The 20,786-nt window shown below is 72.5% G+C and carries 15 protein-coding genes; 8 read left to right on the forward strand and 7 right to left on the reverse strand.

The genetic code is table 11. The features are described from left to right. Nucleotides 1-359: 359 nt before the first annotated feature. The 3 genes from fusA to GFH48_RS03955 form a co-directional block, all read right to left on the reverse strand. Complete coding sequence (fusA, locus tag GFH48_RS03945; protein WP_194280488.1) at nucleotides 360-2,471, reverse strand: elongation factor G; 2,112 nt, start codon at nucleotides 2,469-2,471, stop codon at nucleotides 360-362. 675 nt (nucleotides 2,472-3,146) lie between these two features. Next, complete coding sequence (locus GFH48_RS03950; RefSeq protein ID WP_153286908.1) at nucleotides 3,147-3,893, reverse strand: alpha/beta hydrolase; 747 nt, start codon at nucleotides 3,891-3,893, stop codon at nucleotides 3,147-3,149. 168 nt (nucleotides 3,894-4,061) lie between these two features. Continuing rightward, nucleotides 4,062-4,427: a hypothetical protein gene (locus GFH48_RS03955; RefSeq protein WP_153286909.1), complete on the reverse strand. Its 366-nt coding sequence runs from the start codon at nucleotides 4,425-4,427 to the stop codon at nucleotides 4,062-4,064. Between the two features lie 160 nt (nucleotides 4,428-4,587). Between GFH48_RS03955 and GFH48_RS03960 the strand changes: the two genes are divergently transcribed. The 4 genes from GFH48_RS03960 (at nucleotide 4,588) to ligA (ending at nucleotide 8,591) form a co-directional block, all read left to right on the forward strand. Further along, nucleotides 4,588-4,938 (forward strand): hypothetical protein, encoded by a 351-nt coding sequence (locus GFH48_RS03960; RefSeq protein ID WP_153286910.1) that lies wholly within the window; start codon nucleotides 4,588-4,590, stop codon nucleotides 4,936-4,938. Then, the gene (locus tag GFH48_RS03965; protein WP_153286911.1) at nucleotides 4,935-5,801 is read left to right on the forward strand and encodes a hypothetical protein; all 867 of its coding nucleotides are present in this window, start codon (nucleotides 4,935-4,937) and stop codon (nucleotides 5,799-5,801) included. Before GFH48_RS03960 ends, GFH48_RS03965 begins: the two co-directional genes overlap by 4 nt. A gap of 197 nt (nucleotides 5,802-5,998) precedes the next feature. Further along, on the forward strand, nucleotides 5,999-6,385 hold the full coding sequence (locus GFH48_RS03970) for a roadblock/LC7 domain-containing protein (RefSeq protein ID WP_153286912.1): 387 nt from the start codon (nucleotides 5,999-6,001) through the stop codon (nucleotides 6,383-6,385). Nucleotides 6,386-6,485: 100 nt separating this feature from the next. Continuing rightward, complete coding sequence (gene ligA, locus GFH48_RS03975) at nucleotides 6,486-8,591, forward strand: NAD-dependent DNA ligase LigA (RefSeq protein ID WP_407698609.1); 2,106 nt, start codon at nucleotides 6,486-6,488, stop codon at nucleotides 8,589-8,591. Between the two features lie 279 nt (nucleotides 8,592-8,870). On the opposite strand, the gene GFH48_RS03980 is transcribed toward ligA, so the two are convergent. Both GFH48_RS03980 and GFH48_RS03985 read right to left on the reverse strand, forming a co-directional pair. Then, nucleotides 8,871-10,112, reverse strand: a complete 1,242-nt coding sequence (locus GFH48_RS03980) for an NAD(P)/FAD-dependent oxidoreductase (RefSeq protein WP_153286914.1) — start codon at nucleotides 10,110-10,112, stop codon at nucleotides 8,871-8,873. A gap of 239 nt (nucleotides 10,113-10,351) precedes the next feature. Further along, a complete protein-coding gene (locus GFH48_RS03985) occupies nucleotides 10,352-10,699 on the reverse strand; it encodes a PRC-barrel domain containing protein (protein WP_153286915.1) in 348 nt (115 codons plus the stop codon). 270 nt (nucleotides 10,700-10,969) lie between these two features. Here GFH48_RS03985 and GFH48_RS03990 point away from each other — a divergent pair, with 270 nt between their 5' ends. Beyond that, nucleotides 10,970-12,073, forward strand: coding sequence for a PP2C family protein-serine/threonine phosphatase (locus GFH48_RS03990; protein ID WP_153286916.1), 1,104 nt, complete (start codon nucleotides 10,970-10,972; stop codon nucleotides 12,071-12,073). Nucleotides 12,074-12,148: 75 nt separating this feature from the next. Here GFH48_RS03990 and GFH48_RS03995 read toward each other — a convergent pair whose 3' ends face one another. Further along, a complete protein-coding gene (locus GFH48_RS03995; protein WP_153286917.1) occupies nucleotides 12,149-14,419 on the reverse strand; it encodes a M4 family metallopeptidase in 2,271 nt (756 codons plus the stop codon). Nucleotides 14,420-15,416: 997 nt separating this feature from the next. Here GFH48_RS03995 and GFH48_RS04000 point away from each other — a divergent pair. Beyond that, entirely contained in the window at nucleotides 15,417-16,037 is a 621-nt protein-coding gene (locus GFH48_RS04000) for an L-threonylcarbamoyladenylate synthase (protein ID WP_153286918.1), read from the forward strand. A gap of 207 nt (nucleotides 16,038-16,244) precedes the next feature. Here the strand turns inward: GFH48_RS04000 and GFH48_RS04005 are convergent, their stop codons facing one another. Beyond that, complete coding sequence (locus GFH48_RS04005) at nucleotides 16,245-18,071, reverse strand: PucR family transcriptional regulator (RefSeq protein WP_228120339.1); 1,827 nt, start codon at nucleotides 18,069-18,071, stop codon at nucleotides 16,245-16,247. A 274-nt stretch (nucleotides 18,072-18,345) separates the two neighbouring features. Here GFH48_RS04005 and dnaK point away from each other — a divergent pair, with 274 nt between their 5' ends. After that, nucleotides 18,346-20,241: a molecular chaperone DnaK gene (dnaK, locus tag GFH48_RS04010; protein ID WP_153286919.1), complete on the forward strand. Its 1,896-nt coding sequence runs from the start codon at nucleotides 18,346-18,348 to the stop codon at nucleotides 20,239-20,241. A gap of 9 nt (nucleotides 20,242-20,250) precedes the next feature. Beyond that, nucleotides 20,251-20,784, forward strand: a complete 534-nt coding sequence (locus tag GFH48_RS04015) for a nucleotide exchange factor GrpE (protein WP_153286920.1) — start codon at nucleotides 20,251-20,253, stop codon at nucleotides 20,782-20,784. Nucleotides 20,785-20,786 lie beyond the last annotated feature (2 nt).

The following is a 20,786-nucleotide window of genomic DNA, read 5'->3' on the forward strand; positions in this document are numbered from 1 at the left end:
CGCACAGGTCCGGGTGCGCCGGGGCCGGCATACGGGCGTCCGGGCCGGTGCGTGGGTCACCGGCCCGGACACGGGCGGCCCGGACGCGGGCGGGGCGGACGCGGGCGGGGCGAGGACGGACGCGGGCCGGACTGCCGCACAGGTTCGGGCCGGTGCACGGGTCAGCGGCCCGCGCGCCGGCCCGGACCCGTGGAACGGCCGCCGGTCCGGGTGCCGGCCGACCGGTACCCGGACCGGCGACTTCGCCGCGGGCGGATCCGTGTACCGGTCAGCCGGGCGCCGCCCCGCATCACCGGGTCGGCGTCCCGTACGTCACCGGGTCGGCGTCCCGCCGATCACCCGGATCCCGGTCCCGTGGATCACCGCGTGGGTGTCCCGTGGGACGCCGGGCTGGGCGCCGGGGCGTAACCCGCGGGCCGGGTGGTGAAGACTCCGCGGCCCCGGGTGCGGCTGCGCAACCGCGTCGCGTAGCCGAAGAGTTCGGCCAGCGGCACGACCGCACTGATCACCACGGCGCCCGCACGCGTGACGGAGCCCGAGACCTGCCCGCGCCGTGCCGCGAGGTCGCCGAGCACCCCGCCCACGGCGTCGTCGGGCACGGTGACCGTGAGGTCGACCACCGGTTCCAGCACCACCATCGCGCAGGCCCGCAGCGCCTCCCGCAGCGCGAGCCGCCCGGCCGTGCGGAACGCCATCTCCGAGGAGTCCTTCGGATGGGTCGCTCCGTCGGTCAGGACGACCCGCACCCCGGTGACCGGATTGCCGCCCAGCGGACCCTCGGCCAGCGCGTCCCGGCAACCGGCCTCCACCGCACGGACGTACTCCTGCGGTACCCGCCCGCCGACCACGGCCGAACGGAACCCGAACCGTGTCGCGCCGTCGTCCGCGAGGTCACCGGGGGTCTCCCGGCCGGCCTCCATCGGCTCCACGTCGATGACGACATGGGCGAACTGGCCCGCGCCACCGTCCTGTTTGACGTGCCGGTGGACCAGTCCGGACACCCCGCGGACGACGGTCTCCCGGTAGGCCACCCGCGGCCTGCCGACCCGCACGTCCAGCCCGTGCGCGCGCCGGATCTTCTCCACCGCCACCTCCAGATGCAGCTCCCCCAACCCCGACAGCACCGTCTGACCGGTCTCGGGGTCGGTACGGACGACCAGCGAGGGATCCTCCTCGGCCAGGCGTGCCAGCGCCTGCACCAGGCGGTCCGCGTCGGTGTTCCCGCCGGCCTCGACCGCCACGGAGACGACGGGTTCGGCGACGGCCGGCGGTTCGAGCACCAAGGGAGCCCCGGGTGCGGACAGCGTCGATCCGGCGCGGGCCGACCTCAGCCCCACCACCGCGACGATGTCACCGGCCACCGCCCCTTCCAGCGGGGCGTGACGGTCGGCCTGGACCCTCAGGATCCGGCCGATCCGCTCGACGCGCCGCGCGCCGGACTCCCACACCGTCTCTCCCTTCCCGATCGTTCCCGAATACACGCGCAGGTACGTCAGCCGCCCCGTGCCCGTGACGTTCACCTTGAACACCAGTGCCGTGAACGGCGCCTGCGGGTCGGCGGCCCGTTCCTGCTCCGCGCCGGCCCAGGTGCCGCGTACCGGGGGCACGTCCTGCGGCGAGGGCAGATAGGCCACGACCGCGTCCAGCAGCGGTTCGACGCCACGATTGCGGTAGGCCGAGCCGCACAGCACCACGACGCCGTCACCGGACCGGGTCAGGTCGCGCAGCGCGGCGACCAGGGTCGGCGCGGAGACGCGGCCCTCGGCGCAGAACTCCTCCAGCGCGGCGGGGTGGAGTTCCGCCACCGCCTCCTCCAGGAGCCGTCGACGGCGGTCCGCCTCGGCGCGCAGAGTCTCCGGCACCGGGCCTTCCTCGGCCGTGTCCCGGCCGTCGGTCCAGACGAGCGACCGCATGCGCGGCAGGTCCACCACACCGGTGAAACCGGACTCCGTACCGATCGGCAACTGGACGACCAGCGGGGCCGGATGCAGGCGCTCCCGGATCGAGTCGACGGCCGCGTCGAGGTCGGCGCCGGCACGGTCCAGCTTGTTGACGAAGGCGATCCTCGGCACGCCGTACCGGTCGGCCTGCCGCCACACCGACTCGCTCTGCGGCTCCACTCCGGCGACGGCGTCGAACACCGCGACGGCCCCGTCGAGGACCCGCAGCGAACGCGCCACCTCGTCGGAGAAGTCGACGTGTCCCGGGGTGTCGATCAGATTGATGCGGTGCCCGTCCCAGTCACAGCTGACGGCCGCGGCGAAGATGGTGATGCCACGGTCGCGCTCCTGCGGGTCGAAGTCGGTGACGGTCGTGCCGTCGTGGACCTCACCGCGCTTGTGGGTGGTCCCGGTGACGTACAGGATCCGCTCGGTGAGGGTGGTCTTGCCGGCGTCGACGTGGGCGAGGATGCCCAGGTTGCGGACGGCGGTCGGTGGATTTTCGGGATGACGGTGCAGGTCGGTGCGCACGGCCACGGCCTTTCGGGACGATCCGGAACGGAACGGCGCGATTGCCGGACGAGGCGGCCCGTGGTCGGACCGTTCAAGGACCCCTGGCAGGCCGGGGCGACGGCATCCGCGCGGCGGGGCGTACGGAGCCGGTCGACCCGTCGGCGGACGGGCAGGGGTCAGAAGTTCGTCGCGGAGGACCGGTGCGGGCCGCGCGGCCGGCACCGGTTCCACGAGGACACGAGGATCACCTCGTACCGCGCGGGGGGAACGACGACAGCGATGCGGTGTCGCACGGCTCGGCTCCCCTCGGTTCATGACGGCGCGCCACGATGTCCGGCGGAGCCGTCCGCCGGACCGGCGTGACGCCGTCGGCGATGCTCGCGGCTCCGCTTGCGGCGCGCGATGTGTGGCGAGTGTAGGGAATCCGGCGGGGTCGGGGCACCGGGTTTTCCCCGTCGCCCGCACTCCGTACATCACCGGGTATCTCGGCTGCCGCGGCCCTGCCGGTCGCGGCGCACGCGTCGGGGTCCGCGGGTCGCCGCGCGCGCGTCGCCGGCCGAGACCGGCACGTCACGGTGCACGGTCGTCATCCACCGTTCGTGGTTCACGACCCGCCACCCAAACCGCAAAGCTCACGGCTCACCGCTCACGGCTCACCGCTCACCGCTCACGGCCGGCAATTCACGGCTCACGTCAGAGCACACCGCCCGCGGGCGCCGACAACGCCGTGGCGAGCAGTCCGTCGGCCGGTCCGGCCGGTCCGCCCGGCGTCAGCAGTTCGGCGACCGCCGCCCCCGTGGCCCGGTGCCAGGTGCCGTACCGCCGGAGCATGGCGTGGTCGCCGGCCTTCACCAGCAGGACACCGGCGTCCGAACCGGCGTCCCGGGCACGGCGTACGAACGCGACGGACGCCCGCGGATCGGTGACCCGGTCCCGGTCGCCGTGGAGCACGATCACCTTCCGGTCCCGCAGTTGGGCCACCGGTTCGCCCTCCGGACACCAGGGGGCGAGCGCCACCACTCCCCTGACCTGCGGTGCGTCAGCGACGCGCAGTGCGGTGCGGCCTCCCATGGAATGGCCCACGAGGATCACGGGCACCTCCCCGACGAGCCGGGTGAGTTCGGCCAGGGCCCGCCTGGCGTCCCGCACGGGGTCGGCGCGAGAGCCGTTCCATCCCCGGTGGCGGTAGCGGACCCTGCCGAGGAAGACCTCGTCGTCCGGCACCGCCGTGGCGACGGCGCGGGCGACGGGCCGCATGCGCAGCGCCGCCACGTGCCAGGGCCGTGAGGGTGCCAGGCTGTCGGCCCTGCCTCCGTGCAGGACGAGCACGGCCGCGCTCGCCGCGCTCCGGTGCCGGAGCGGCACCAGGGCCGGACCGTCGTCCCCGGCCGGCCGGGCATCCGGCGCGCCCACGGGCGTCCTCCGCGTACGGCTGTCCATCGCACCTCTTCCTGTGGCCCGGCTCCGCCGGCGGGTACGGTGTCCCGTCGCCCGTGGGTCATCCGTCGCCGGGCGCCCCGCGGATTGGTCACCCGCTCACGGACCGCCCGCGGACTCCGCGGCAGGGGTCCGCGCGCGGGGTGCCGGAGGACGAGGACGGCGGGGGGATCAGACGTCCAGGTCCGCTTCCAGGCGCTTGAGGTTGTGCCGGGCCAGCGCGAGGTTGCTGCGGCCCCTGTCGAGCGCCAGGTAGAGGAAAAGGGTGCCGTTCGCGCCGGTCAGCGGCCTGATGAGGTGGTACTGCTCACCGAGGGTGATCAGGATGTCCTCGATCGAGTCCCGCATGTTCAGGGAAGCGAGGGTGCGCTGCTTGGCCCGGACGACCTCGGTGTTGCCCGCCGCGGCGAGCTCCAGGTCGAGACCGGGGCCGCCGCCGAGCACGCCGAGGGCCATGCCGCTGTCGTAGTCGACCAGCGCGACCCCGAGAGCCCCGTCGATGGCCATGGCTTCCTTGAGAGTGGTCTCGATGTTCACCTGGGTGCCCTCGTTTCCTGGTCTCCGGGGTGTCAGAACCACCGAAGATTTCGATCTGGTTGTGTTGCGCAAGAGACCAAGGAACGTCACATTCGTTCACTGGTGCGCTAGTTATCTCTTAAAGTACTGTGCATGGAGCGATCAGTGAAGGGGGGAACCGATGCCGACGCTCGAAGAAGGACTCAGCGGTCTCCTCACGGCGCCGGGTGTCACCGGTGCCGCGCTCGTGGACGCCGTGACGGGTCTCGTCTACGCGGCGGCCGGTGACACCCACTCGGGCGAGGACTCGCACGACCTCGTCGTTCTGGCCGGCGACCGCCTCAACAGAGCAGGTTTCGAGGGCGAAGTGGAGAGCGTGATCGTGTCCACACAACGGGAACACCAGGTGGTCCTACGCGTCGGGCGGCAGGGCGACCCCCTGTTGCTGACCGCGACGGTGGACCGCTCCCGCACCAGTGTGGCCTGGGCCCTGCGAGACCTGACCCAGCGCGCCGACGCTCTTCTGACATGACCGAGCTGAACACCAGACAGCCGACCGCCCCCCGCAACGTCTCTTCCCTGCTGGCCTCCCTGGGGGAGCAGAAACGTAACTGCACCGTCCTGGTCACGGGCACGCCAGGTGGAGCCATCCATCTGCGCGCCGGCCTGGTGGTCGCCGTCGAGACCCCGGGGGCACCCACCGTCGAGGGCCTGCTGCTGCGGTCCGGGCGCGTCACGGAGGAGGCGTGGGCGGCCGTCTGCGCCGCCGACCCCCACCACGACCGGACGGCCGCGGAACTGGCCGGCCGTGGGCTGATCGGCGCGGGAGAGTTCGAAGTCGTCTGCACCGCGGCGGTGTTCGACGGGGCCTTCGCCCTCTCCCTCACCACACCGGAGAGTTGGGAGGTGTCCGAGGCGATGCCCGTCGTCCGGTCGGGACGGACCGTCCACCCCGAGCGGCTCATCCGCGAATCCTCGAACCGGCTCGCCGTGCTCTCCGACGAGCGGGGCTCGGCCGGTGAACGGGCGCGCTCCCGGGTACGACGGACCCCGGCCGCCGAGGCCGTCGAGGCAACACCCGGACGGTCCGCACGCCTTCAGGCTGTCCTGGACGCCGCGGACGGACGGCGCACCTCCCGCGACATCGCCTTCACGCTCGGCCGCGGCCTGTATCCCGTCCTGCTCGACCTGAAGCGACTGGAGGACGAGGGAACCATCGAACGCGAGACCCGCGCCCCCGCCCCCGGACGGCCCAGCACCGCGCCACGCTCCCTGCCCCCGCGCGAGACCCTCCCGGACATGGCGGCTCCCGGCGGCGGGGAGCTTCCCCGGCGGGTCCCCGGCACCAACTCCCTCCAACCGTCCGAGAGCCCCGGACCGCCGACAGCCCGCTGAGCCACCCGCGGAACAACCGCCCGTACGACCGTCGCCCCGGCCTCGACACCATGACGCGGAACTCGTCGCACCACGCCCCGCCGCCGGGAGACACCCCTCGCACGCAACGCCGTACCCCGCTCGAGCAGCTTCATCGGCTGCCGGCCCGCACCACTTGCCGCAGCGGGTCCTTCACGCAAAAGGAATCAGGTCAAGCCATGAGTGCAGCCACAGCAGATCCGGTCCACGGCGTTCTGGCCACCCTGCGGGACACCGTGATGGGCGTCACCGAGAGCGTCCTGGCGACGGCGGACGGACTGCTGGTCGCAGCCGACGCCGAGAAGATGCACCCCGAGTCGATGGCGGCCGTCGCCGCGGCGACCCTCTCCCTGGGGCACCGTCTCGCCGAACAGGGCGGCACCGGCGGGCTGCGGGAGATGAGCGCCCGGTGCGGCACCGGGCACGTCATCGTCACGGCTGTCGGCAGCCGCGCGCTGCTCGTCGTGGTGGCCGACGAGGGACTCGACCTCGCCGCGCTCCGCCGCGCGATCCCGGCCGTCGTCGAGGAACTCGCCGGGCATCTCGAATCCGACGTCACCTCCTGACCTCGTGGCGCCCCCTCCCGGGCGCGCGGCACGGCGCCTTTCCGGCCGGGCCGACGGCCGGACCAGGGCGTTGTCAGTGGTGGCGTGCAGGATGACGGGTATGACATCACCAGCTGCAGTGATCGTGGACGCCGTCGCCTACGCGCAGGCGGTCGAGGACGCGGTGCGGGCGTCGGCCGCCTACTACACGGGCGGCACGTCGGTACTGGACGACGACGCCTACGATCGGTTGGTGCGCGGCATCGCGGCGTGGGAGGCGGAGCACCCCGGGGAGGTGCTCGCCGACTCGCCGACGGGCAAGGTCGCCGGCGGCGCCGTGGAGGGCGACGTCCCGCACACGGTGGCGATGCTGAGCCTGGACAACGTCTTCTCGGCCGAGGAGTTCACCGCGTGGACCGCGTCGCTGGCCCGCCGGACCGGTCATGACGCCACCCGGTTCAGCGTGGAGCCGAAGCTGGACGGCCTCGCGATCGCCGCCCGCTACACCCACGGCCGCCTGGAGAGACTGATCACCCGGGGCGACGGGACGGCCGGGGAGGACGTCTCGCACGCCGTCGGCACCGTCGAGGGCCTGCCGCAGCGGCTCGCCGAGCCCGTCACGGTGGAGGTGCGCGGTGAAGTCCTGATGTCCACCGCCCAGTTCGAGTACGCCAACGAGGTGCGCACCCAGCACGGCGGACAGCCGTTCGCGAACCCGCGCAACGCCGCGGCGGGCACCCTGCGCGCCAAGGACCGCGCCTACACCGTGCCGATGACCTTCTTCGGGTACGGCCTGCTGCCGCTGCCCGACACGGACGGCGCTCTCGCGGAGCGCCTGACCGAGCTGGCGCACAGCGACCTCATGGCTCTGGCCGGCGTGTACGGGGTCAACACCACGGCCACCACCGCCGTGCCCGGCGTCATCGCCGAGACCGCCGAGGAGGTCCTGGCCCGCGTCAAGGAGATCGCGGCGCTTAGAGCGGAGCTGCCCTTCGGGATCGACGGGATCGTGATCAAGGCCGACCTGGCCGCCGATCAGCGGGCCGCCGGATCGGGTTCGCGGGCCCCGCGCTGGGCCATCGCCTACAAGCTGCCCGCGGTCGAGAAGATCACCCGGCTGCTGGGGGTCGAGTGGAACGTGGCCCGCACGGGCATCATCGCCCCGCGCGCCGTCCTGGAGCCGGTCGAGATCGACGGTTCGACCATCACCTACGCCACGCTGCACAATCCCGCGGACATCACCCGCCGCGATCTGCGCCTGGGCGACCACGTCATGGTGCACCGCGCCGGTGACGTCATCCCCCGTGTCGAAGCCCCGGTCGCCCATCTGCGCACCGGCGCCGAGGAGCCGATCGTCTTCCCCGAGGCATGCCCGCGCTGCGGGTCCGCCATCGACACCGGTGAGCAGCGCTGGCGCTGTGCGAACGGCCGCAACTGCCACCTGGTCGCCGCCCTCTCCTACGCCGCCGGACGCGACCAGCTCGACATCGAGGGCCTCGGCTCCACGCGCGTCGTCCAGCTCGTCGAAGCCGGCCTGGTCGCCGACCTCGCCGATCTGTTCGCCCTCACCCGCGAGCAGCTCCTGGGGCTGGAGCGGATGGGTGAGACCAGCACCGACAACCTCCTCGCCGCGATCACCGCGGCCAAGGGACAGCCGTTGTCACGCGTGTTGTGCGCGCTGGGTGTCCGCGGCACCGGACGCTCCATGTCCCGCCGTATCGCCCGGTACTTCGCCACCATGGACCTGATCCGCGCCGCCGATGCCGAGACGCTGCAGCGGGTCGAGGGCATCGGCACCGAGAAGGCCCCGTCCATCGTCGCCGAGCTCGCCGAACTGGCCCCGCTCATCGACAGACTCACGGCCGCCGGGGTCAACATGACCGAACCGGGCGCCACCGCGCCGGCCCCCGCGACCGAACCGGGCGAGGCCACCGGCGACGACGGGGACGCCGACGGGGCGGGCGGACCGGGCGGCGGCCCACTGTCCGGGATGACGGTCGTGGTCACCGGCGCCATGACCGGCGCCCTGGAGAAGCTCAGCCGCAACCAGATGAACGAGCTCATCGAACGCGCCGGTGGCCGCTCCTCCTCCAGCGTCTCCAAGAAGACCACCCTGGTCGTCGCGGGAGCCAACGCCGGGTCCAAGCGCGCCAAGGCCGAGGACCTGGGCATCCGTCTGGCCGGCCCCGAGGAGTTCGCCACGCTCGTCGCCGACTTCCTCGGCTGAGGACGCCGCGTCCGCGGGTGGTCCGCACCTCACAGCGGTGCCGGCGACGGCCCGGGAACAACCGGCGCCGTCCGGCCGTTGGTCCGGGTGTGGCCGCGGAGGGGACAGAGTCCCCGGGCCCTACCCGAAGCCCATGGGGACGATCGTCCGGCTGAAGCCCCATGGAGCCCCCCGCCGAGAGGCGCCGCCCTCCGTCGGCCACCGCACACGGCCCCGGCTGGTCTCCCCCGTCCAGTCGGGGCTCTTCTCGTGCGGCAGGCCCGCGGGCCTGCCGCACGGTCACGACGCCAGGTCCCGCGCCACCGCGCGGGCCGCCCGTGCGCCCGAGGCCAGTGCCCCCTGGACGGACCCGGTGGCGCGGTGGTCGCCGCACACGTACCGGCCGGGAGCGAACCGGGCGGTGCGGCTCAGCGGGTGCGGTGGCGGCATGGCGGGCAGCGCGTCGGGCACGGTGCGGGCGCTCAGGAGACGCCACGCGCCGGCGTCGGTCCCGTACACCTCGGAGAGGGCGCCGCGCACCTCGTCCTCGCGGCCCGCGTGGTCGGCACCCAGCACGGACGTGGCGATCAGCGCCTGCCCGGCGGGGGCGTAGCCGGGCACCACCTCGCTCAGGACGCAGGTGTTGAGGAATCTCCTGCGCACGTCCGTCAGCAGGGTGGGTTCGGCCAGCGGGGAGTGCGCCGCGGCGTGGTAGTACGTCGTCACCACCCGGTACGCGGGTACGTCCAGCCCCGGCAGCAGTGCGGTCGCCGGGCCGGGTCCGGTGGCCACCACCACGGCCCGCGCGGGCAGTTCGCCGCCGGCGGCCAGGGCGACCCCGGTGTCCGTGAGCCGGGCCACCGGGGTGTCGAGACTCACGGCCTCCGGCGGCAGGCCGGCGGCGAGCACGCGCGGCACCGCCCCGATGCCCTCGGACGGCAGGCACAGGGTGCCGCGCAGCATGCTGCGCCAGACCAGGTGGAAGACCCTGCTGGAGGTCTCCAGCTCGTCCTCCAGGAAGACACCGGAGAGGAACGGCCGGAAGAACCGCTCGACGAACTCCTCGGAGAATCCTGCGTCCGCCAGCGCGGTGCGCGTCGTGCGGTCGTCGCCGCGGGCCCGCGAACGGACCGGAGCGAACATGTCGCGGGCCGACAGGGCGCCCAGGGCGAGCAGGTCCCGGCTCCCCGCGAACCGCCCGGGGCGCAGATCGCCGAGCCGGTGCGGCTTGCGGGTCGGGTCGCCGAAGCGCAGCACACCGTCGTCGGTGTGGACGAGGAGTCCGGGGGTGAAGGGCCGCAGCCGCAGTTCGCGCAGCGGAAGGCGGCGTCGCACCTGTGGGTAGGAGGTGTTGAACACCTGGAAGCCTCGGTCCAGCACGAACCCCTCGTGGCGGTCCGACCGCACGCGCCCGCCCACGCCGTCCGACGCCTCCAGGACACGGACGCCGAATCCGGCCCGGACCAGGTCGTGGGCACAGGCCAGACCGGCGAGACCGGCGCCCACCACCAGCACATCGGGCACACCGCGGGTGGCGGCCATGAGAGTCTCCTTCACTGAGCGGCTCCGTCGGCGCGGGGTGTCCGGGCGCACGGCTCAGCCGGCGCGACCCCGCACTCTCCTGAACCGGTCTACCCGTCGCGCCGCCCGTCCGGATGCGCGAGCGCGCGGATCACTCCTTCGCCCGGCCTGCCGGGACACTCCGTGACCGCACGGACGCCGGTGCCGCCCCCGGGGAGGGGCGGCACCGGCGTGGCAGAAGTGCGTGCCGGCGAACGGTGTCAGTGACCGGAGCCGTAGTGTCCGCCCAGCTGGTCGCGGTAGTGCGGGTCGCCGAGGTGCTTGTCCTTGTCGAACTCGGGCGACGACTTGATCTCGTCCTTGGTGCGCGAGACCTGGACGGTCTTGTCCTCGTGGCTGATCGCGGTGATCGTCCCGGCCGGCAGCAGCACTTCCCTGCCGAAGATCCAGATGCCGGTGTCGACGACGATGTACTGAGAACCGACCTCATCGGAGTGCTTGTCGACCTTGCCGATGTGGCCGTCGCTCGCGTCCACCCGGTATCCGGTGAGATCGGCGTCCGGGGTGTGCCCGGCGGTCGGAGCGTAGGCCCACAGGTTCTCGTTCACGAAGAAGTCCTTCCGCTGGTGTGCGCGGGTCCCCGTTCTCCTCGGGTCCGCGTTCTGTGCGAGCGCCCATTTCCGTGCGCGCGCACGTTCGCTGGATCGGGTGTCCTCTTCTCCGGCTGCGACACGCTTCTCGCCGTACGGATTTCCGGGCAGGAAGTTCCGAATTTCAACCACCGCCCGGATCCTCCTCTCCGTTCGGCTCCTGAAATCCGCCACCGTGATGCGCGCGGGCCCCGGACGTAGGAGCGTGGTGGAGGAGGGAGGAGTGCTATGGGCGGCGACCCACGGCGACGGGACGGTGACGAGCGCGGCTGGCTGCGCGGAGCACCGCCCCCGCGTTGGGTGCGGGTGCTGCCGCCGGTTCTGCTGGTGGTGGTCTGTGCCACGGAACTGGCGAGCAGGCGGCCGGTGGACATCGGATTCCTGCTGGGCGTCGTCCCGTCCCTTGCCGTGCTCTCCTACGGGCCGCTGGTGACGGCGGTCTACGGCGGCATCGTCGTCGTCCTGCTGGTCGTTCCGGCGTTCCAGCTCAACCATCCGGGCAACACCGACCTGCTGACCATCGTGTTCATCGCGGCGCTCAGCGTGGTCCTTGCCCTGGTGCGCAGCCGTCGCGACGCCGACCTGGTCACGGTGCGCACGGTCGCCGAGGCGGCCCAGCTCGCCGTACTGCCGCCACTGCCCGAGTCCGTCGGACCCGTGCGCTGCGTGGGCCTGTACCGCGCGGCGCAACGCGAGACGCTGGTGGGCGGCGACTTCTTCGACGTGCGCGACGGGCCCTACGGCGTACGGGCGGTGATGGGAGACGTGCAGGGGCACGGTCTGCAGGCCGTCGGTACGGTCGCCTCCCTCCTCGGGGCGTTCCGCGAGTCGGTGCTCGACCAGCGCGACCTGACCTCGGCGGCGGGCCGCCTCGACCGCAGGCTGATCATCGACTCGGCCCAGACCGAACACCCCGAGCTGTTCGCCACCGCCCTCCTGCTGGAGTTCTCCGCCACCGCGGACACCGTGCGGCTGACCTCGTGCGGGCACCCGCATCCGTATCTGCTGCGCGGCGGAGAGGCTGTCGAACTGTCCGTGGCTCCCGGAGCTCCGCTCGGCCTCGGCTTCTTCAAGGTCTCTCCGCCGCAGGTCCGCACGGTCCTGCTCGAACCCGGCGACCGGCTGTTCCTGGGGTCCGACGGAGTGACCGAGAGCCGGGACGCGACGGGTGCGTTCTACCCCCTGGCCGAACGCCTGGCCCTGTTCGCGCAGGAGTCCCCGTCCGAACTCACCACCCGTCTGTGGGATGACCTCCTGCAGTTCTGCGGCGCGGTGCGCGACGATGTCACCATGCTCGTCCTCACCCCCAGGACGGAGCACGTCACGGGGTGAACGGGCGCGCCCGCCCGGTCCGCGCGAGGCGGTCCGGACGGGCGAGCCGGTTCAGCGGGGACGGGACGGCAGGGATCAGGGTGTGAGCCGCCACTGCTGGATGTAGCCGACGTCGATCGCGGCGGTGTCCCGGACCCTGAGGATCCAGGTGCCGTCGACGGGCTGGGCGGAGGCGTCCACCGTGAAGGTCTGGTCGACGTCGTCGGCGGATCCGCCGCTGTGGTTCAGCAGCGAGTAGACGGTGCCGTTCGGGCCGACGAGGTCCACCGTCAGGTCACCCCGGTAGGTGTGGACGATCTTGACATAGACCTGGGTGGTGGCGGAGGCGTTGCCTCCCCGGCCGGTGACGGTGATCGGCGACTCGACCGCGGGCCCGACGTCGGGGATGTCGACGCGTGTCCCGTTGACGTAGATGTTCGCGATCCGCCAGTCGAAGCCGGTCGAGACGGCCGCACCGGTGCTGTCGGTGACCGTGACGGTGACGGCGCTGGTTCCGGTCGTGGTGGGCACCCCGGAGATCAGTCCGGTGTCGCTGATGCTCAGACCGTCCGGCAGACCGGTGGCCTCGTACGTCAGACCGGCGCCGGAGTTGGTGGTGTACGCGCTGGTCTGCAGCGAGACCTGCTGGCCGACGCCACTGGTCTGGTCGCCGATCGGGGAGACGTTGACGCCGAGCGCTATCCGGTCGCCGACGTGGATCCCTGCCCAGGCGGCCGCCACGGCGAGGTAGGTGTCGCTGTAGGCGCCGAAGAGGTCGGCCGCGGCCTGCAGGGTCGCGACGCGGGCTCCGGCGTAGTTGGTGCTGGAGGTCATGTACGTACTGAGGGCGCGGTACCAGATCCGCTGGGCGTTCCCGATGCCGATGCCCGTCACGGGCACGCCGTCATAGGTCGGGCTGTCGTACGAGACCCCGTTGACGGTCTTGGCGCCGCTGCCCTCCGACAGCAGGTAGAAGAAGTGGTTGGCCGGTCCCGAGGAGTAGTGGACGTCGACGCCGCCCAGCGACGAGTCCCAGTAGTCACGGGACGCACCGTCCTTGGAGGGCTTGTCCATGTACCGCAGCGGGGTGCCGTTGCCGTTGATGTCGATCTTCTCGCCGACGAGGTAGTCGGGGACGTCGGCGGCCAGGTTCGCGTGGAACTCCACCGCCGCGGCGAAGATGTCCGAGGTGGCTTCGTTGAGGCCACCCGACTCGCCCGAGTAGGTGAGGTTGGCGGTGGCCGCGGTGACGCCGTGGCTCATCTCGTGCGCGGCGACGTCGAGGGCGGTCAGTGGGTGGGTGTTGCCGGAGCCGTCCCCGTACGTCATGCAGAAGCAGGTGTCGGACCAGAAGGCGTTGACGTACCCGTTGCCGTAGTGGGCCCGGCTGTAGGCGGCCACCCCGTCGTTGCGGATGCCGTTGCGGCCGAAGACGTCCTTGTAGTAGTCCCAGGTGGCCGCGGCGCCGAAGGCGACGTCCACCCCGGCCGTCTGGCGGTTGCTCTGGTTGCCGTCCCCCCAGACATCGTTGTCATCAGTGAACAGGGTGCCGGTGCCGGAGGTGCCCTGGTTCAGGTCGTAGGTCCGGTGGCCCGCGCGGTCACCGTCGACCAGCTGGTACGTCGAGCCGGAGAGCGTGGAGCCGACCGGTACCGCCCCGCTGTACTGGCCCGTGCCCGTACCGGTGTGCACGCCCTCGTAGTGGAAGACGTCCTTGCCCGAGGTGGCGTCGGTGATGACGTGGAGCTCGCTCGGGGTGCCGTCGTCCTGGGTGCCCTCGACCAGCGATTCCCAGGCCAGCGTCGGCTTGGCTCCGGCGGCCCAGATCACCAGCCGGGGCGCGCCGTCGACCTCGGGGCGCGTGGCGTCGGCCCTCTCGGCGACCGTGAGTGCCTTCCGGGCGGCGGTGGCCGGCGTGACCCTGGCGGTGAGGGCGGGCACCTTGATGGTGGCCTCGGTGGCCTCGGACACGGTGCTGCGGCCGGCCTTGGTGTGCACGACGAGGTCGCCGCCGAGGACCGGCAGGCCGGCGTAGGTGCGCTCGTAGCGGGTGTGCGTGGTGCCGTCGGCGTCCTTCGCGACGTCCTTGACGATCAGCTTCTCCTTGGAGCCGAGGTCGAGGATCCTCGCGGTGTCGCCGACCGCGGCGGTCGCGCTCTTGAGCAGCGAGGCGTGCTGGGCGGGAGACAGCTTCGCCGGGGCCGCACCGGCCCGGGGAGTGGCGACGATCTTCGCGTGACCGCTGCCATGGGGGGCCGCGGACGCGGTGCCGGCCTGGAAACCGGCGGCGAGCAGGGTGCTCGCGGTGGTGAGCGCCAGCACCGCCGTGTATCTGCGGCGGTGCGAGGAGTGGCGTGGCCGTGACAAGGGCTTCTCCTTCTGGCGACGATCGGCCTGTGGTCGAGGCCGAGCGAGCGGGCCGGCGGGGTGGGGCCGGCGGGCAACGCGCTGAGCAGGAAGGGGCGCTGCACGAGGCGACACACGGGGGTGTGTCCGAACTCGGCGGCGCGCGAGAGGTGGGGGGAGTGAAGGAACGGTGAACGTTCGTGAGCAGACTGGCATCACGTGGGGTTATTTGTCATGGCGGTGACAAAGTTACGGCTGAAACTGACCATTGCTTGCTGGACGTTCACCGCTGACCAGGGCTCTTTTCGGCCTCCACCGGACGGTCCGTACGGCCGCCGCCGGACGGCCCCGAGGAAGGGGGGCGGAGCGGGACCGGACGCGGAAGCGGAAGCGGAAGCGGAACCGATGCCGACGCGGACGCGGACACGGACGCGGACGCCGGGCATGGCCGCCGAACTCGGTCCGCGCCCGCGCTTGTTCCCACGCCTGCCCGCCCGCAGGTTCACACCTGACGGAGCGAAGGCTCACGCCGGACGGAGCGAAGGGCCGCACGCCGATCGGCTACCGGAGCCGCCGCCGTACGCGGCGACCGTGCACGGCGGCCAGGCCGCGCCACCCCGGCCCGCGTGCCGGGGAGCCCGGGGAGCCCGGGGAGCCCGGGGAGCCCGAGGAGGGTCACACGGTCCGCCGGGCGGCCGGGACGCGCGCCGGGCGCAGGGGTTGGAACACACGCATGACGGCGACAGGGGCCGGGCACGGGGTCTGCTGGGGCGCACGCACCGCGGCGACAGGTGCCGGGCGCCGAGCGGTCAGCCACCGGCGCCACCGTGACGCGATGGAGTCCGTACGCGGTGACACGTGTGCCGCGTGTGCCACCGCGCCACCGCGCCACCGCGCCACCGCGCCACCGCGCCACCGCGCCACCGCGCCACCGCGCCACCGCGCCACCGCGCCACCGAACGCAGCCTGCTCCCGGCAGGTTCCTGAGCGCGGGCGCCGGGCGATCTAAGCTCGGCTCATGGCCAAGTACTTCGACGTGCATCCGGAGAACCCCCAGCCGCGGATCATCGGCCAGGTGGCCGAGATCATCCGCGGCGGCGGTCTCGTCATCTACCCGACCGACTCCTGCTTCGCCCTGGGGTGCCAGCTGGGCAACCGGGAAGGGCTCGATCGCATCCGCTCCATCCGCCGGCTCGACGACCGGCACCACTTCACCCTGATGTGCCAGGACTTCGCGCAGCTGGGCCATTTCGTGCACATCGACAACTCGGTGTTCCGCGCGGTCAAGGCCTCGACCCCGGGCAGTTACACCTTCGTCCTTCCCGCGACGAAGGAGGCACCGCGCAGACTGCTGCACCCGAAGAAGAAGACCGTCGGTGTCCGGATTCCCGACCACGCCGTCGCCCAGGCGCTCCTCGCCGAGCTCGGCGAGCCGCTGCTGTCGAGCACCCTGCTCCTGCCCGATCAGGAGAAACCGCTGACCCAGGGCTGGGAGATCAAGGACGAGCTCGACCACGTGGTGGACGCGGTCCTCGACTCGGGTGACTGCGGCGTGGAGCCGACCACCGTCATCGACTTCTCGCAGGGCGAGCCCGAGATCGTACGCCGAGGGGCGGGCGATCCGTCACGGTTCGAGTAGCGGGGCCCGCCCGGCACCGGCGCCTCCCGCCCCGGGCACGGCGCGGAGCCGTCGGCACGTCAGGAGTGCCGAGCGGACCGGGCGAGTCCACCGGTCGGCACATCGCGACCCGCCTCCGCGGGACTTGTACGGCACGCGGCCTCACCGCGGGCGAATTCCCCGGTCCGGCAGGGGTGTTGCGGCGCACTCACCCATACGTACGGCTCGTCATCGCGCTTCCCCGCCGGGAAGCGAGCCGGAGTGCGGGTTCCCCTCGGCCGCCGGACCGCTCACCTTCCAGATCCGCGTGGCCACTTGGAGGTTGAAGCGGCTGTCCACATCGTCCAGCCGCCGTCCGCCGACCTCCCGGATGCGCTGCAACCGGTACCGCAGCGTGCTGCGGTGGACGGCGAGGGCCCGCGCCGTCTCGTCGTAGTTGCCGCCGTGGTCGAAGTACCGGGTGAGGGTGTGCACCAGGTCCGTGCCGTGGGTGGCGTCGTAGTCGAGCAGCGGGCCGAGCCATTCACGGACGAAGAAGGTGACGTCCCGTGCGTCGTTGCCCCTGGCCAGAATGCGGTAGAGGCCGAGTTCCTCGTAGACCGCCGTGCCGTACGGCGGTTGTGACTGCCGTCGTACGTGCAGCGCGCTGACGGCCTGTTCGTAGGAGTGGGGAAGGCCGGCCGTCGTCTCGCACAGGCTTCCGACGCCCACCGCGCCGCGCCACGAGCCCACCTCGCCGGCGACGGCACCGTACAGTCCGGGGTCGCGCGGCCCGCCCTGGACGACGAGGACCGCCATGTCCGAGCGCCGGGCGAGCAGCGACCGCAGTCCGAGGCCCCGCGCCGCCCGGTCGACGGCGTCCAGGAACCGGTCTCCGGCGGCCGTCGCCTGCCACTGGGCGACCACGACATGGTGCGGTCCGTGCAGGTCGTGACCGACAGCCTCGGCCCTGGCGTACGCGCCGTCCTCGTCGGTTCCGCTGAGCAGGTCCTCCACGAGGTCCCGGCTCATGCGCAGTTCGGTCTCCGCCAGGCTGCGCCGGTGGGCCAGCTCCAGGGCCAGCGCGGTGCACGCGTGGCCGAGCGCGAACACCTCGGCGTCGCCCGCCGCGCCCCCCGGGTCGACGAGTTCGATCGTGCCGAGGATCTCCCCGTGGTGGCGGGCCACCCCGATGAGACGACCCCCGTGCCGGACCGGGTCCGGGGTCCGCATCGCGCGGTGCAGGAGCTGTTCGCGCAGCGTCGGATCGGGCTTCTCATGGGCTCCGTCCACGCCGGGTCCCGCCCGCGCGAGCGGGTTGCCGAAGCGGTCCTCGACGCAGGTGGCGAGGCCGGTCAGCTCGTACACGGCCTCGGCGATACCGTCCTCCCCCGCGTCGCCGTCGTGGGCCCGGGCGAGGACGTCGTGCACGGTGTGCTGCGCCTCCAGCTCCGCGACCAGCGTGGTCAGGCGTTCGTTGACCGCGTCCCGCTCCTCGATCGCCCGGAACAGCTGCCGGGCGTACTCGCGGTCGCGGCTGCGGGCGTCGGCGTTGTAGAGCGCGGCGGCGGTCGGCCGCGCGAGGGCGTACAGGAGGAGGCGTTCGTCGTCGGACGGCGGCTCGGGGGCGCTGACGACGAGGTAACCGAGGAGGCCGCGGGAACCGCGCAGGCCCGCCGCCCACCCCCAGCCGCCCTCCCGGAACCGGACGGTGCCGTCCTCCCCGTCCAGCGCGCCCAGCTGCCGGATCGCCGCGGGCAGCTCTCTCGGGGCCCGGCCGTCGAGGGAGGTCGCGCCCGGTGTGGCGTCGAGTTCGAGACGTCCGTCCCTGAGCAGGTAGCAGCCCTCGGGCCGGCAGCCGGTGAGGCGCGGCACCGCGTCCATGGCGAGCCGCAGGATCTCCTGCGCTCCCGGGGCGTCCAGCATCGTCACGGCCAGCACGAACACGTCGTACAGGCTCGCCAGCTGTTTACGGCCCCAGGACGCCGGGGCGGTGGAGGGCACCTGGCTGGGAGAGCCGCGCGGTCCGACGCGCTGGTGCCCCGCACCGGAGGCGTCGTCGGCCATGCCAGGCATGCCGCAATAGTACCGTTTGCACCTTTCGGTCGCCTGCCGTACCAGGTGGTGCCACCTGTCCTGCCAGGTCGAGGACGGGGCCGGAATTTCACCCCGCCGGGCGCAGGCGCCCCTCCGCGCCCCGTAACAGTCTGGCAGGGACGGAAGCCACCACGCGGGTGCGCTCCGGGCGCCCGCGGCAGGTGCGCCCACCGGCGCGCGCGGACCCGGCCTGAACACGACCGCCGTCACCGGACAGGGGCGGATTCCGGGGCGGCAGGCGAAGGAGTTCCTCATGGGCAAGGCAGTCGGAATCGATCTGGGCACCACCAACTCGGTGATCGCCGTGTGGGAGGGCGGTGAACCCACTGTCATACCGAACGCCGAGGGCTCGCGAACGACGCCCTCCATCGTCGCCTTCGCCGAAGGGGGCGAACGCCTGGTGGGCCAGCTGGCCAGGCGCCAGGCGATCCTCAATCCCAAGGGCACCATCTACTCGGCCAAGCGGTTCATCGGCCGGCACTACGACGAGGTGTCCGCCGAGGCCAAGGCGGTGGCGTACGACGTCGTCGAGGGCGAGGGCGGGGTCGCCCGCTTCAAGGTGCGCGACAAGCTGTACTCGCCCGAGGAGATCAGCGCGCAGGTGCTTCGCAAGCTCGCCGACGACGCGGGCAAGCAGCTGGGCGAGCGGGTCACCGAAGCGGTCATCACCGTGCCGGCGTACTTCAACGACGCGCAGCGCCAGGCGACCAAGGACGCCGGCAAGATCGCGGGCCTCGAGGTGCTGCGCATCATCAACGAGCCGACGGCGGCGGCGCTGGCGTACGGGATGGAGACGAAGCAGCACGAGACCGTGCTCGTCTTCGACCTGGGCGGCGGCACCTTCGACGTGAGCATTCTGGACGTCGGCGACGGCGTGGTGGAAGTGCGCTCGACCGCGGGGGACAGCCACCTCGGCGGCGACGACTTCGACCGCCGGATCGTCGACCTGCTCGCCGACACCTTCCAGCAGGAGAACGGCATCGACCTGCGCAACGATCCGCAGGCCCTGCAACGGCTGTTCGAGGCCGCGGAGAAGGCCAAGACCGAGCTGAGTTCGGTCACCCAGACGCAGGTCAGTCTGCCGTTCATCACCGCGGACGCCTCCGGGCCCAAGCACCTGACCGAGACGATCATGAGGTCCAAGTTCGACCAGATCACCGCGGACCTGGTGGAACGGACCCTGGAACCGGTCAAGCAGGCGATGACCGACGCCAAGGTCAGCGAGAACGACATCGACGAGGTCATTCTCGTGGGCGGCTCGACGCGGATCCCGGCCGTCCAGAACCTGGTCCGCCGGCTGACCGGCGGCAAGGACCCGAACATGAGCGTGAACCCCGACGAGGTCGTGGCGCTGGGCGCGGCGATCCAGGCGGGCGTGCTCAAGGGCGAGGTCAAGGACGTCCTGCTGCTCGACGTCACGCCGCTGTCGCTGGGCGTGGAGACCCGCGGCGGGGTCATGACGAAGCTCATCGAGCGCAACACCACGATCCCGGTCCGCCGTTCCGAGACCTTCTCCACCGCGGAGGACAGCCAGGAGGCCGTCGACGTCGTCGTACTGCAGGGCGAGCGCGAACTCGCCGCGGACAACCGGGTCCTGGGCCGCTTCCAGCTCAAGGACATACGTCCGGCACCGCGCGGCGAGCCGCAGGTCGAGGTCACCTTCGACATCGACGCCAACGGCATCCTGAACGTGACCGCGCGGGACAAGGACACCAGCAAGGAACAGAGCATCACCATCAGCGAGGGGTCCAACCTCGACCAGGGCGAGGTCGAACGGATGGTCCAGGAGGCCGAACAGCACCGCGGCGAGGACCAGGCGCTGCGCGACGCCGTCGACGCGCGCAACGAACTCGACGCCGTCGCCTACCAGGTCGAGCGCCGCCTCGGCGAGCTGGGCGAGGCCGTGCCGGAACACGAGAGGGCCCGCGCGGACATGCTCGTCTCCGACGCCCGCGAGGCCGTGCAGCAGGACGCGTCGCCGGAGAAGGTCCGGCCGATGACCTCCGAGCTGCAGCAGGTGCTGGCCTCCCTCGCCGCCCACCGGGCGGGCGCGGGCCAGGCCGCGGAGGCCGCGCCCGGCGCGCAGGACACCACGAGCGCCCCGACGGGTTCCGACGACGTGATAGACGCCGAATTCGACAAGAACTGAGGTGCGGTCATGGCCACCGGACAGGAGCCCGTGACGCCCCCCGAACAGGAACAGCGGACCGAAAGCCCCGCCTCCCCCGCGGCTCCGGCCGCCCCCGGGCCGGAGGACCGGGCCGCCGAGGTCGACGAGCTGAGAGACAACTGGCGCCGCGCACTCGCCGATCTGGACAACCTGCGCAAGCGGCACGCGAAGGAGCTGGAACGCGTGCGCGCTGAGGAACGGGCCCGCACCGCGGCGGCCTGGCTGCCGGTCCTCGACAACCTGGAACGGGCCCTGGCGCACGCCGACGCCGACCCCTCCGCCGTGCTCAAGGGCATCGAGACCGTTCGCGACCAGGCGGTCGAGGTGCTGCGTGGCCTCGGATACCCGCGCCACGAAGAGACCGGGGTGCCCTTCGACCCGACCAGACACGAGGTGGTCGGGGTCGTCGACGACCCCGGCGCCGAGCCGAACACCGTGGCCCAGGTGGTGAGTCCGGGCTACGGGGCGGACGGCAACCAGCTGCGCCCCGCGTTCGTCATGGTCAGCAAGCGGCAGGAGTGACG

Origin of the sequence: Streptomyces fagopyri (genome assembly GCF_009498275.1) — a bacterium.
GTDB lineage: Bacteria > Actinomycetota > Actinomycetes > Streptomycetales > Streptomycetaceae > Streptomyces > Streptomyces fagopyri.